The following is a 13,937-nucleotide window of genomic DNA, read 5'->3' as shown; positions in this document are numbered from 1 at the left end:
CTCATACGTTAAACAGGAAGTTCAGCACATCGCCATCCTTAACGATGTACTCCTTGCCTTCCGCCCGCATCTTCCCGGCTTCTTTCGCGCCCTGCTCACCTTTGTAAGCAATAAAGTCTTCGTAAGCAATGGTTTGTGCGCGGATGAAGCCACGCTCAAAGTCAGTATGGATCACGCCAGCCGCCTGTGGTGCAGTGGCTTTTTTCGGAATCGTCCAAGCACGTACTTCTTTCACGCCTGCGGTGAAATAGGTCTGCAAGCCAAGCAAATCGTAGCCTGCACGGATGACGCGGTTCAAACCCGGTTCGTCCAAGCCCATGCCCGCGAGGAATTCGTCACGCTCGGCATCTTCCAATTGCGACAGTTCGGATTCCATTTCTGCGCACACCGCCACGACGACGGCATTTTCACGCACGGCGATTTCGCGTACCTGATCCAGATACGGGTTGTTTTCAAAACCTTCTTCATCGACATTGGCAATGAACATCAGCGGCTTGATGGTAATCAAGTGGAATTCACGCACCGCCAGCTCACGTTCTTCGGGGGTCATTTCCATCGAACGCGCGGAATGGCCTTCGGAAAGGTGCGCAAACAAACGTTCTGCCAAAACTTTTTGTGCCACCAAATCTTTACTGCCGGATTTGGCAGAACGGGTCAGGCGATTGACGGCCTTTTCAGCCGTATCCAAATCCGCCAGCGCCAATTCAGTATTGATGGTGTCGATGTCGGAGGCCGGGTCAATTTTGCCAGCAACGTGAATGATGTCATCGTTGTCGAAGCAGCGTACTACTTGTGCAATCGCGTCGGTTTCGCGGATGTGCGCGAGGAACTTGTTACCCAAACCTTCGCCTTGTGATGCCCCCGCAACCAAGCCTGCAATGTCGACGAATTCCATCGTCGTCGGTAAGATCTTGATCGGCTTAACGATGGCTGCCAGCGCATCCAAACGCGGGTCTGGCATGGGCACGATGCCCACGTTCGGCTCAATCGTACAGAAAGGGTAATTCGCTGCCTGAATGCCTGCCTTGGTCAGGGCATTAAACAAGGTGGATTTACCCACGTTTGGCAAACCAACAATTCCGCACTTGAATCCCATGATCTCTTACCTTTATTTGGTGTGCAGCGCGTTCATCGCTTTCTGCATGTCACCTTGTAAAATTAACTCAATCTGGTCGGCTGCTTTGTCTATCGCCCGTGAGATGACGATTTCATCATCTAACGAAGGCCGTGACAGCACATAATCGACCACTTTGCTACGGTCGCCCGGATGCCCAACACCCAAACGCAACCGCCAATAATCTGCGCCCAAATGGGCATGACAATCGCGCAAACCGTTATGCCCGCCGTGACCACCCGCTTGTTTCAAGCGTACATCACCTGCATCAATATCCAGCTCATCGTGCGCGACTAAAATTTGTTCCACCGGAATCTGGTAAAACTGTGCCAATTGTTTCACTGCCAACCCGCTGCGGTTCATGAAGGTCATGGGCTTGAGTAGCCATACCGTAGCACTGCCGACTTGCAGTTTACAGGCTTCACCGGAAAAACGCTTCTCGACAGCAAACTTGCCGGAGTAACGCCTTGCCAGCTCATCAACAAACCAAAACCCGGCATTGTGCCGGGTTTTGTCGTACTGGCTACCGGGGTTGCCCAAGCCTACGATGAGGCGAATAGGAGTTCCCATCGGCATAAACCTTAGTAAATAACCATCGGTAATTGAGTTTTCGATTTCAACATTTTTACGGCCACCTAATTAGCAACGGCTTATGGATTTTTAAGAATCTTAATCTTCCGCTTCGTTATCTTTCGTATCTTCTTTTATCGCTATTTTTGCCGATATAGTCGCGATGGCATTATCGTGGTCTTCGCCCAATGCCAATTGCGGCAGGCTCACGCCTTCTGGCAATTTCAGGTCAGACAAATGCAGAACCTGACCTTTTTCAACGTTGCTCATGTCAACTTCAATGAATTCAGGCAGATCTTTCGGCAAGCAAGACACTTCAACTTCAGACATGGAATGGTTAACGACACCACCCTGTTCTTTTACGCCTTTCGCAGAGTCTTCATTGAGGAAATGCAGCACAACGTGAACGCGGATTTCCTGGTCATCGCTAATGCGCAGCAGGTCGGCGTGCATGATGATAGGCTTGGCTGGGTGACGTTGCAGGTCACGCAGGATCACTTTCTCTTTGTGATCACCGAAATCAACCGTGATGATTTGGGAATAGAAGGCTTCTTCCTGCAAGTTGCGGATCATTTCATTATGACGCAGCATGATGGAGCGTGCTTCTTTGCCTGCGCCGTAAATGACAGCAGGAACCATACCGGTATGACGCAGGCGGCGGCTCGCACCCTTACCCTGCAATTCACGTGTTTGCGCTTGCAAAACGTATTTCTTAGACATGTGTTAACTCCAAACAAAGGGTTACTGAACGCGACCGGACAGCAACCGAAAAAACCCGTCACTTCATTCAAAGCACGGGAACTAATATCTATAAGCCTTCAAACAGCGAGCTGACTGACTCGTCCTGATTGATACGCAAAATGGTCTTCGCCAGCACACCGGCTACCGAAAGCTGGCGAATCTTATCACAGTTTTTGGCAGCGTCGCTTAACGGAATGGTGTCGGTAACAACGACCTCATCAAGCTGGGAATTCTTGATATTGCTGACAGCCTTGCCAGAAAATACCGCGTGGGTAGCATACGCCCGCACGCTTAATGCACCGTGCTGCTTGAGTGCCACCGCCGCATTGCACAAGGTACCACCGGTGTCGATCAAATCGTCGATGATGATGCAGTTGCGCCCTTCGACATTACCGATGATATTCATGATCTCGGACTTGTTGGGTTCAGGGCGGCGTTTGTCGATAATCGCCAACTCTACTTCGCCCAAACCTTTCGCCAAAGCCCGCGCTCGGACTACGCCGCCCACATCCGGTGACACCACCATGATATTATCCAGCTCACAAGCCAGAACATCCTTGATTAGCACACCAGACGCATACACATTGTCGACAGGCAGGTCGAAGAAGCCTTGCACCTGATCCGAGTGCAAATCAATGGTGAGTAAGCGGTCAACGTGTCCGGTAGCAATCATATCCGCTACCAGTTTGGCAGAAATCGGTACACGCCGTGACCGTACCCGTCGATCTTGCCGCGCATAACCGTAATACGGTATCACCGCAGTAATACGCCCAGCAGAAGCACGATACAACGCATCAGCGATGATCAGCAATTCCATCAGGTTATCGTTGGTAGGCGCACAGGTAGATTGCACGATGAAGACATCACGACCACGCACGTTTTCCATAATCTCGACATGGACTTCGCCATCGCTGAAGCGTTCAGCTTTGATTTTGCCGGGGGGAATTCCGAGGTGATCGACGATTTTTTCGGTGAGTTCAGGGTTAGCATTACCTGTAAACACCATCATTCTATCGTCAGACATGAGCTATCCGCATTGAGTGGGGGGAAAATGGCAGGGCCGCCAGGGTTCGAACCTGGGAATGCTGGAATCAAAATCCAGTGCCTTACCACTTGGCGACGGCCCTTTTGAAACTAATTGTAAAGCGTTGGCGAGATTACCAGCTTTTGTTGCAAAGGTGAAATACTAACACCTGCTGCGACAAATCCGCACCACTTGTCAGGCAGGCTTTGCAGGATTATTTCACCTTCTTGCCGACTACTGACCGGAGCGAACAGGCAACTGCCTGAACCTGTCAATCTTGCGTTTGAATACTGGGATAGCCAGCTTATCGCTTCAGCTACTTCAGGATAACGCTTCTCCACGACAGGCTGGAAGACGTTGGCGCCTACCCCGTTGTGGAAGGCCGCTAATGTAATCGCAGGGCAGTCACGTGTCAAGTCTGATGCAGAAAAAAGTTCAGATGTGGGCACATGTACTTGCGGGTGGATCACCACATACCAACAAGCGGGCAAATCCACCGGGGTTAACTGCTCGCCCACACCTTCTGCCCATGCCGCTTGCCCGTGCACAAAAACAGGCACATCTGCCCCCAAGCGCAAGCCTAAGACAGCCAACTCATCATCGCTCAAACCACACTGCCACAAGCGATTCAAGCCTTGCAACACCGTCGCCGCATCCGAACTGCCACCGCCAAGGCCGCCACCCATGGGGATACGCTTAAATACCTGAATATCAGCCCCCAGCGGACAAGCCGTGACCTCTTGCAATAGCCGGGCAGCCCGCACTGTCAGATCGGCAACTTCCGGTACATCCACCGCCCCCACCGTCCGGTGGATAGCACCATCGCCACGCACCGTCAAGGTGATTTCATCGGCGAAATCGAGAAACACAAACAAGGTTTGCAGCAAATGATAGCCATCCGCCCGCCTGCCTGTAATGTGCAAAAACAGGTTGAGTTTGGCAGGCGCGGGGAGTGTCAGTGTTGGCATCGGCATCAATAACGGGTCTGCCAATCCTTCGCGATCACCTTGACCTTAGTATTGTCAGGCGCACGGCTCAGGTTGATTTTATCCGGCAAGGCTTTCCAGTCATTGCCTTGCCAGCCGGTGTATTCGATGAGCCAGCCTGCTTGCTGCAACACTTCCGGCCTGCCCAGTGCATCCAGCTTCACCTGCTCTACCGGGGAATCGGGGGATGGCACACCCCGCACCCAATACTTCATGCCTTCCAGCGGCAACGACACCCCAAGCTGCCCTTGCAACAAGCGCTCGGCATTCGCATCCTTGTAAGTCTTGCCATTGGCTTGCAAAGTCACGTCAGAACGATTGCCCTTGAGGTAAGCCATGATCGAACCCGTCAGCGGATTCTTGATATTCATCTCGTACTGATCCTTACCGTTCTGAAGCCAGGAAAGGTTGAAGGAAGCACTTTGGTCACGGAACTGCATCCCCACCTTGCCCTGCAAGCGCCAGGAACTCATCCGGGCAAAATCTGCCTGGCGTTGTTGCCAAGCCGCTTCGGCACTGATGGGTTTGGCTGCCGTGCTCGCAGGTGTCGGGGCTTTATTTTGACTGGCGCAACCGCCCAGCGTCAGTAAGCAGCAGGCAACAATCAGCATCCGTTGTTTCATGGGATTCGTCCTGAAAAATAAATAAGGGTTAGGCGTCGACCAGTTTGGCTTTTAGTGGCAGCAGCAGCTTGTCATCGGGGAACTTGCCGAGCATGGTATCCAGAATGGCCTTAGCCTCGGCTTTATTACCACGCGCAAGCAACACTTCCACCAAGTGGCTCGCCACTTCAGGGTCTGGTAACAGATTATAGGCTTTGCGCAGCCAGCTTTCCGCCTCTTCCAGCTTGCCGGTACGAAACAGCACCCAACCCATGCTATCCATGATCGCCGGGTCATCCGGGCGGACTTTCAGTGCCTTGTCAATCAGTTCAACCGCTTCCGGGTAACGCTGGGTATTCACCACCAGCATGTAGCCCAGGGCATTCAACACCATGGCATTGTCCGGCTGTAATTTCAGCACGGCCTGCAAGTCTTTTTCCGAGGCAGCAAAATCACCGGCTTTTTCGGCACTCAGCGCCCGCGAATACAGCACATCCGAGTCATCCGCCTTAATCGCCAACGCTTGTCCAAAACTGGCAATCGCTGGCGGGTATTGCCCGGCATCATGCAACAACTGACCATCGACTTGCCACAGCAGCACCTTGCGCTCATCGCTGCTGGACTTGATCTGTTCCGCCAGCCACGCCCGCGCTGCCGCCAGACTATCAGTATCTTTCAACAAGGCCGCAATCCGCACGGTGGACTCACGCGCATAACGCCCCACACTGGCACGCTTGTAAGCATCGAGAGCGGGTTTCGGCTGTTGCAGACCTTCATAAATCTGCCCCATGAAATAGCTGGCTTCTTCGGAACGCTCAGGCACTGCCAACAATTTTTTGATCAGTGGTTCGGCTGACTTGAAGTCTTTTTGCTCCAGATACAGCAATCCCAAGGTGTATAAAACATCAATATCATCAGGGTGACTGGCGTAAAGCTGCTGGTAAATCGGGATAGCTTCCGCCCGCCGATCGGCCAGAATCAGCAGTCGGGCATAATCCAGGGTTAACTCCGTGTCTTGGCTGGTTTTGCTGGTGGCTTCCAGTTCAGCAATCGCTTCGGGCAGTTTATCCAACCTTACCAAAGCTTTAGCTGCCCAACGCGATGCTTGCACTTGTTGCGCCTTGTCGCCTTTTTGCTTCACCACCTTGCAAACGTTCAAAGCCTCTTCAAACTGGTCAGCATTCAGCGCTAGCGCTGCCAGAGCCAGTTGCGCCCGCGCCGAGCTATCAACATTGCTGACATACTGCTTGAAGGCTTGGTAGGATTTTTTGGTTTCAGGTTCCAGCGACAGCAACGAGACGATGAACTCAAAACCGTGCCCCGCTTCCTTGTCGATAGTATCGCGAATTTTGACCAAATCCTTGATGGCGGCATCGTACTTTTCGGCACGCACATTGGCAAGTGCTTGATACTGCACAGCCTCAGCGGAATCCGGTGACAGTTTGATCCAGCGTTCCAGCGCCCGGCCTGCCAATCCGGCATCCTTACTGTTCATCGCCAGCTCCACTGCCCGTTGGGCAACGGCTGGGTCATTGGTTTGCTGCGCGGCCGCAACATAATGTAAGGCTGCTTGCTCAGGGTTACCCTGTTTTATAAACATCTCACCCGCGAGGATATTGTAGACTTGATAGCTGAGCGGACTGCTGAAAGTAGCGACATTATCCGCCTGCTCATCAGCAAAGGTAGCGTTCCCCATGGCACACCCACCGATCAACAGAGCCAGGGTGATGCTCAAAAAATGGCGCGGCAAACGAGTGCTGTGCATGTGTATCTCTGTTATGTTGCAGAAGGTTTTAAGGATATATTCAGCGAATTACCTTGTAATCGCCCATAACGTATCAGAAAATTCGCGGTTCTGAAAGTTAACTACCTTATCCCGAAACGGGCAAAGGCTGAAATGTATCTGTTGGTATACTACTGAATGTCCATCCTGATCGTTGGAGTCAATCATAAAACCGCCCCTGTATCGATTCGGGAAAAGGTTTCCTTCTCACCTGACAGCTTGCCGCAGGCGTTGCACGCTGCGCATCAGGTCGCTTCCGAGTGCCTGATCCTCTCGACCTGCAACCGCACCGAGCTGTATGCCGCCTGCCAACCACAACAATCAGTGGAAACGCTGGTGGAATGGCTGGCAGACTGGCATAACATTCCGGTCGCGCAACTGCAACCGTACTTGCAAATCCACCAGCAAGACGCAGCGGTACGCCATGCGCTGCGCGTTGCCTGCGGGCTGGATTCGCTGGTGCTAGGTGAGCCACAAATTCTCGGGCAATTGAAAACAGCCTTGCAAGCGGCCAGCCACAACAGCACCACGGGCAGCCAGCTTAATCGCCTGATGCAACACGCTTTTTCCACCGCGAAAAAAGTGCGCACCCAGACCAGCATCGGCGCAAACCCGGTCTCGGTTGCCTTCGCTGCCGTCAGTCTGGCAAAACAAATTTTCAGCAAACTGGAAAAACAAACTGCCCTGTTAATCGGCGCAGGCGAAACCATTGAACTGGTTGGCAAACACCTTGCCGCCAACCATATCGGCAAAATCCTGGTCGCCAACCGCAGCGTCGACAAAGCACACAAGCTGGCAGCCGAATACGGCGGCAAAGGCATCGGCCTGCCCGAGCTTGCCGACCATTTGCCATTGGCGGACATCGTTATTTCCTCCACTGCCGCCCCCGTGCCCATCCTTGGCAAAGGCGCCGTGGAACGCGCTCTAAAAATCCGCAAACATCGCCCAATGTTCATGGTCGACATTGCCGTACCCCGCGATATTGAGCAGGAAGTGGCAGAACTCGACGACGTATACTTATATACCGTCGATGACCTGCAATCGGTGATCGAAGAAAATCTGCAATCGCGCCGCGCTGCTGCCGCACAAGCCGAAGGCATGGTGGTAGAAGAAGTCGACAAGTTTATGGCATGGCTACAGGCACAAGACCACATGGCAACCATCCGTGATTACCGCGCCCGCACCGACAGCATCCGTCAGGAAGTCTTCGACAAGGCCACCACGCTGTTACACAACGGCAAAAGCCCCGAAGAAGCCCTGCAATTTCTGGCACACACTCTCGCCAACAAACTGTCGCACGACGCCACCCAAGCCATGCACCAAGCAGCCCGCAGCGGCGACCACGAACTGCTGCAACATGCCCGCACCCTGTTCAACCTTTCCACCCCTGACGATAACGGCTAAAAATCTGTGAAAGCATCCATCCTGCAAAAACTTGAAACCCTGAGCGAACGTTACGCTGAAATTGCCGCCCTGCTTGGCGAGCCGGACGTGATCGGCGACCAGAGCCAATTCCGCAAACTCTCGATTGAATACAGTCAATTGGAGCCCGTCGCGCAAAACTTTCACGCCTACCAACAAACGTCTGATGATATTGAAGCCGCCCGAGACATGCTTTCCGACCCGGAAATGCGCGACATGGCGCAGGAAGAAATCGAAACCGCCAAAGCCCGGCGCGATGCACTCGAAATCGACTTACAAAAGCTGCTATTGCCCAAAGACCCGCACGACGACAGCAACGTCTTCCTCGAAATCCGCGCCGGAACCGGGGGTGATGAAGCCGCCATTTTTGCAGGCGACCTGTTCCGCATGTACGCGCGTTACGCCGAAACCCGCCGCTGGCAGATCGAAATCATCAGCCAAAGTGACGGCGAACACGGCGGTTACAAGGAAATCATTTCGCGCGTGATCGGGCAAGGCGCGTATTCACGCCTAAAATTTGAATCAGGTGCTCACCGGGTGCAACGTGTCCCCGCCACCGAATCGCAGGGGCGTATCCACACCTCCGCCGCCACCGTCGCGGTCATGCCGGAACTGGATGAAGTCGAAGCCGTCGACATCAACCCGGCTGACTTGAAGGTCGACACCTACCGCGCCTCCGGTGCGGGTGGGCAGCACATCAACAAAACCGAATCCGCCATCCGCATTACCCACTTACCGACCGGGATTGTGGTGGAATGTCAGGATGAACGTTCCCAGCACAAAAACCGCGCCCGTGCGATGGGGCTATTACAGTCACGTATTTTTGAGGGCGAACGCCAGAAACAGGCCAGCGAACAGGCTGAAACCCGTAAAAATCTGGTGGGGTCAGGCGACCGTTCCGAACGCATCCGCACCTACAATTTCCCACAAGGGCGCGTTACGGATCACCGCATCAATCTGACGCTGTACAAGCTGGATGAGATTTTGGCAGGAAGTGTAGATCAGGTGATTGAGCCGCTCATCAATGAATACCAAGCGGATCAGTTGGCGGCTTTGGCGGGTGAATAATCAGGCATTACTGGCGGATGCCGTGCAGCAACTGCAAACCGCGTCAGAATCGGCGCGGGCAGATGCGGAAATCTTGCTGGCGCATTGCCTGCAAAAATCACGCACGTATTTATTTGCGTACCCTGAAACAGCAGTCGATAGCCTCACTGAGGCAAGTTTCAGAGAATTGCTGGCGGAACGTTTGCGGGGCGTACCGATTGCGCACATCACCGGTCAGCGTGAATTCTGGACGCTCAACCTAAAAGTCACCCCCGACACGCTGATTCCACGCCCCGAAACCGAACTACTGGTCGAAACAGCGTTAAAACTAGGAAGCAGCAGTAGCCATATCCTTGACCTTGGCACGGGCACGGGCGCGATTGCCATCGCCATCGCCAGCGAACGCCCCGACGTGCAAGTAACCGCCTGCGATTTTTCCGCCGCTGCTCTTGCAGTCGCCCAAGAAAATGCTCAAGTAAACAGCATCCACAACGTACACTTCATTCAGTCCGACTGGTTTAGCGCCCTACCCGCTCAACGTTTCGACATGATTGTTTCCAATCCACCCTACATTGAGGCCGATGACCCGCATCTGGCGCAAGGCGATGTACGCTTTGAACCCCTGACTGCGCTGGCATCCGGGCAAGACGGGCTGGATGATATTCGCCACCTTATCCAAACAGCACCGCAATGGCTGGTAAACGGCGGCTGGTTACTGCTTGAACATGGCTATAACCAAGGCCAAGCCGTGACCGCTTTATTGCAAGCAGCAGGCTTTACCCAGGTGCGTTGCCTACCGGATTTGGCGGGCAACGACCGAGTTAGCCGAGGGCAATGGCTCACGGATTAATCCGAGACATTGTGATCCAGCCAGAACATACGTGGCATAATGTCGGTCAGGTCGGTTTTACCAGCAATATCCTGCACGCTGATGCCAGTATTGGCATTGTCGCTATTCGCGGCATCCATCACGGGCATTTCCATTTTACCCACGCGGATTTCAACAGTTTGTTGGCAATCGCCTTCCGTACAGACACCGCCATCTGACGCGGCTGGCATACGGAACACAATCTTGGCGGCATCCAGAATTTCATTGACACCCGCCACGACGAAATCATCCTTACCGTCCGTACTATTGCTGGCGGTAGTGGTTGATGTCCGATCAAGGTCAGCAACCGCTGTCCCCTTAAACAAGTCAAGCACGTAAGCACGGGCACTATTGGGTGGCACAATACACGGATCATCAGATGCTGCGTTACCCGACTCATCCACCGGGGCAAACGTAGTGAATACCACTTTGTTCAAGAAGCTGATGGCTGGCGCAAGGACTTTTTCACCCGTATTGTCAAAGCTGTAGTACCAACCTTTGTAGTTGGTCGTGAGTAAACTGTCATTGGCTCCCTCAAAGCTGCCAGCGCTTCCCAACGTACCCCGTGCGTTAATCAAATCAGCATTGGTAATTTTGGTAAAAGCATGGTCACCTGTTGTAGCCGGTTCGTTATACACATTGGGGTCCATCAACACGTAGAAACGGTTATTGGTATTGGTATTCAACGGGTGGGTGCGGTAGCCACTACCAATCGCAATCGTCATCAAGACTTTGCCGTTGTACTGGATAAGCGCCACATCCGGCTCGTAGAAGAATTTGCGCGAGTCAGTGCCATAATCACCACCCGTGCCGAGTTCAGCCATTTTGGTCAGAATGGCATCATCGTAGTTGTACATATCCGGGTCACTATCCCGCAGGTCGTGATCCATATCTACCCGCCAGACATTCCCGCCGGTATCGGCAAAATACAAGCGGTCGAGTGCACCGTTACGATCCATATCCATCACCCGAATGTCGCCCGGAATACTGTCCTTGATCGGGTTGCTCAAGGCGCTGTTGTTGAAAAGGTCGCGCTGCAATGACCACAGGAGTTCACCCGTTAGTGCATCGACGATCATGACGTCGCTACCCACTTGGTCAGGTTGACGGGTAGCGACATTTTCCTCATCTTTGAGGGCATCGTAACCCGCGCCAAACACCACCACATCACGTACTTCGCTAGATGTCGCACTACCGATACGCATTTTAGCCAAGCTGGGTTTCGACCAAGTTTCACCCAACTCATACCATGCCGGGTCATCAGCCCCCGGCGCATTTTCCTTCTTCCACAAAATCTTCGGCGCATCAGGCAAAGTAACATCCAGTGCGTAATAAGCTTTGCCTCCCCGCCGCAACCCAAAGAACAGCACCCGCTTATCGCCATCGGTACTCTTGATTTCACCGTCATGGTTTTTGTCGTAGCTCCACAGCGTCAACGGGCCGTCAATGCCGTAAACATGATCTTTTGACGGCAAATTTTCCATAAACGTCTTGATATTGGGTAACAAGTCTTTCGGCATGAAAGCCCATTGCTCTTCACCATCGGTGGTATCAATGGAGTGCAGGAAACCTTCGTTGGTGGCTGCAAAAATCCGCTGCTCACCGTCACCATAATCAACGACCAGTGGTTTGCTATTGAGCATGTCACCCATGTGCTGGCGCGGCGTCGTCACCGCTGGATCAGGATCGGCATCCCCCCGCACAAAGTCCAACAACTGCTTACGGGCACTGTCTGTTAAATAATCTGTAGTGGGACAGGTAATAGCAACATCTGCAATCGTCACACAGCCCGCTTTGGTAGAATAATCACCCAGAACATTATGTTTAGTACCCGCACAGTCATAGTAGTAACCCAAACAACTCGTACCATCACCATCCACATCAGGCAACCAATACTTCACTACCTGACCAGCAACATCAGGAAGCCCCAACAGCAAACCATCAGTGAGATGTGTGTTAGCTGCATTCAACGCATTGGCAGTGGCCGTCAAGTTTACGTCAGTGCTGATATCGGTATACAACTTCCGGGCAGCGGGGGCAGGCAACGCGGAGGCAGCCCCACCACTGGCAACGTCAGTACCGCTGACAGGCCCCCACAAATCATCAGCCGAATCCAGAAATTCACCTTGGGCATTCACAATCGGCGTCCCTGAAGTAATGGCATTGGTAAGCGGGTCACGCACGATCGGCTCACCGACCAGTTTACCATCGGTGGTACGTGCAAATTTTTTCAGATTGCCTGACCAAACGGGTTTGTTATCCCGGTCAAACACGGGAATGTAAACCTCATCACTGTGCGCCAGCATATTGTTGGTATCCACCGTGTACGTCGGTGAACTGAAAGAGGATGCTGCCTTGCTGATGGAATTCAGGATGGACTTAAACGCATCAGACAGTTCATCCTCGTTGCCAGCGGGGAAATACTCACCCTTGCCTTTATTCGCTAATAACTGCAAATATTCCTCACCCTTATCGGAAGGGTCTGCATTCAGTGCAAAACCGACCGTATAGGTTTTGACAACCTGATCACCGTTGCTCGAATCGCCGTCCTGATCGGTTGTCGCCAACCAGTGCGCCAGCTCCGGCCCACAAGTACCACTGTTGTAGTTGATGGTAGGGTCAGAACCATCCACACAGTTTGCTAACCCCATGTAGTCTTCGAGACGTGGGTTTACCTTGATCTCACTGCTTTTGTCAGCCGCATAACCTGTCCCGCCCGGATACCGTTCGGATGACGGCGGGTAATACAGCGTACCATCCACTTCTGGCGGATTCACCCCGGGGTAGTAAGGGTATTCTGGCTTGCCATCTGACATCAACACCAGATAATTGGCTTGGCAGGAATGCTTGATGGGAGATTTGTAAGACAAATCCACACTGGTGTCATAAGCCGTGCACACCCGATTTTCGCACGTAGTAATCGTACTTGAGCAACTGTAGTTCTCATTGACGCAATAACCTGAACCATCCCCACCGGTTGAAACCCAACCATCATTGGGATCAGCCGGGTCGTCGCAACAAGCGTTATAGGTTTGTGCCTGGCAAGTAGCAGGCAATATTTCACCATTGCACTGCCCCCATTCCTTGACACAGGTTGGGTTGTTAGGCGATGCCGGTGGCGTGGCGGACGTTCCCCCACTCGCTGTCTGATAAGCTGTGCAACTGATGCTGTTCTCATAGGTTAGCGGGTGAGCAGACCACCCCAGCGTCGGCAACCCCATTCCCCAACCTACTTGGTCACCACGATAATAACGGGCAGCTTCATACATGGAATCAACAATAGGCGTATAGCCATCGGCACTCCAACTCTCGACGACGGAAGACAAAAATGAGCGCACAGGTGTTGTCAAAGGTGGTTGAGCACCCGACAGTTTGTACAGGTTTTCATCAGCAGCCGTCATCCCTGCCCCACCATCTGTCGAAGAGCCTATTTCGCTGTCGATAGGTGACACCGGAAAATTCACACCCTTGATGGAACTCCACCAGTAATCATTCCCCAAGCCATGATTGGCGTAATGCATCAACCCCACATTCAGGTTAGCAGGCGCGTTATCCATTACATTCTTGAAAGAGCTTTTGAGCACATCCATCCGAGAGTCACTACCCGTAACGGTCTGGCTCATACTGCCGGAACCATCAATCAGGAACAGGACATTGGGTGACACCTCACCACTTTTATCGGCGAAGTAGATTTCGGTTTCATCGGCCATTACGACTGAAACAGGCAACAACGCCGCCGCCAACAGTAACCAACCCATCAGGTGATGCTTGTTTTTCATG

11 protein-coding genes and 1 tRNA gene are annotated in these 13,937 nt (G+C 52.9%); 3 read left to right on the top strand and 9 right to left on the bottom strand.

Going from position 1 to position 13,937, the window contains the following annotated elements; translation table 11 throughout:
* Position 1 precedes the first annotated feature (1 nt).
* The 8 genes from ychF to J9253_RS02215 all read right to left on the bottom strand — a co-directional run bounded on the left by ychF (position 2) and on the right by J9253_RS02215 (position 6,802).
* Complete coding sequence (ychF, locus tag J9253_RS02250; RefSeq protein ID WP_028487672.1) at positions 2-1,096, bottom strand: redox-regulated ATPase YchF; 1,095 nt, start codon at positions 1,094-1,096, stop codon at positions 2-4.
* Positions 1,097-1,108: 12 nt separating this feature from the next.
* On the bottom strand, positions 1,109-1,684 hold the full coding sequence (pth, locus tag J9253_RS02245) for an aminoacyl-tRNA hydrolase (RefSeq protein ID WP_210223115.1): 576 nt from the start codon (positions 1,682-1,684) through the stop codon (positions 1,109-1,111).
* 99 nt (positions 1,685-1,783) lie between these two features.
* Entirely contained in the window at positions 1,784-2,404 is a 621-nt protein-coding gene (locus J9253_RS02240; RefSeq protein ID WP_210223114.1) for a 50S ribosomal protein L25/general stress protein Ctc, read from the bottom strand.
* Positions 2,405-2,492: 88 nt separating this feature from the next.
* On the bottom strand, positions 2,493-3,449 hold the full coding sequence (locus J9253_RS02235) for a ribose-phosphate pyrophosphokinase (protein ID WP_210223113.1): 957 nt from the start codon (positions 3,447-3,449) through the stop codon (positions 2,493-2,495).
* 28 nt (positions 3,450-3,477) lie between these two features.
* Positions 3,478-3,552, bottom strand: a tRNA-Gln gene (locus J9253_RS02230).
* 7 nt (positions 3,553-3,559) lie between these two features.
* Positions 3,560-4,441, bottom strand: a complete 882-nt coding sequence (ispE, locus tag J9253_RS02225) for a 4-(cytidine 5'-diphospho)-2-C-methyl-D-erythritol kinase (protein WP_407701784.1) — start codon at positions 4,439-4,441, stop codon at positions 3,560-3,562.
* Positions 4,423-5,058: a lipoprotein insertase outer membrane protein LolB gene (gene lolB / locus J9253_RS02220; RefSeq protein WP_210223112.1), complete on the bottom strand. Its 636-nt coding sequence runs from the start codon at positions 5,056-5,058 to the stop codon at positions 4,423-4,425. The genes ispE and lolB overlap by 19 nt, the downstream gene beginning before the upstream one ends.
* A gap of 28 nt (positions 5,059-5,086) precedes the next feature.
* Complete coding sequence (locus tag J9253_RS02215; RefSeq protein ID WP_210223111.1) at positions 5,087-6,802, bottom strand: tetratricopeptide repeat protein; 1,716 nt, start codon at positions 6,800-6,802, stop codon at positions 5,087-5,089.
* Positions 6,803-6,958: 156 nt separating this feature from the next.
* Here J9253_RS02215 and hemA point away from each other — a divergent pair, with 156 nt between their 5' ends.
* Genes hemA through prmC form a run of 3 tightly spaced genes read left to right on the top strand, consistent with a single transcriptional unit; the run spans position 6,959 to position 10,139 of the window.
* On the top strand, positions 6,959-8,224 hold the full coding sequence (gene hemA, locus J9253_RS02210) for a glutamyl-tRNA reductase (protein WP_210223110.1): 1,266 nt from the start codon (positions 6,959-6,961) through the stop codon (positions 8,222-8,224).
* Between the two features lie 6 nt (positions 8,225-8,230).
* The gene (prfA, locus tag J9253_RS02205) at positions 8,231-9,310 is read left to right on the top strand and encodes a peptide chain release factor 1 (RefSeq protein WP_210223109.1); all 1,080 of its coding nucleotides are present in this window, start codon (positions 8,231-8,233) and stop codon (positions 9,308-9,310) included.
* The gene (gene prmC / locus J9253_RS02200) at positions 9,267-10,139 is read left to right on the top strand and encodes a peptide chain release factor N(5)-glutamine methyltransferase (protein WP_323128866.1); all 873 of its coding nucleotides are present in this window, start codon (positions 9,267-9,269) and stop codon (positions 10,137-10,139) included. The genes prfA and prmC overlap by 44 nt, the downstream gene beginning before the upstream one ends.
* Here prmC and J9253_RS02195 read toward each other — a convergent pair.
* Positions 10,136-13,936: a PilC/PilY family type IV pilus protein gene (locus J9253_RS02195; RefSeq protein ID WP_210223108.1), complete on the bottom strand. Its 3,801-nt coding sequence runs from the start codon at positions 13,934-13,936 to the stop codon at positions 10,136-10,138. The two genes, prmC and J9253_RS02195, sit on opposite strands and share 4 nt — an antisense overlap.
* Position 13,937: the final 1 nt, after the last annotated feature.

This window comes from Thiothrix litoralis (assembly GCF_017901135.1).
Lineage (GTDB): Bacteria > Pseudomonadota > Gammaproteobacteria > Thiotrichales > Thiotrichaceae > Thiothrix > Thiothrix litoralis.
The sequence above is the reverse complement of the archived record's forward strand: the minus strand, read 5'-3'. Positions and strand labels throughout refer to the sequence as shown.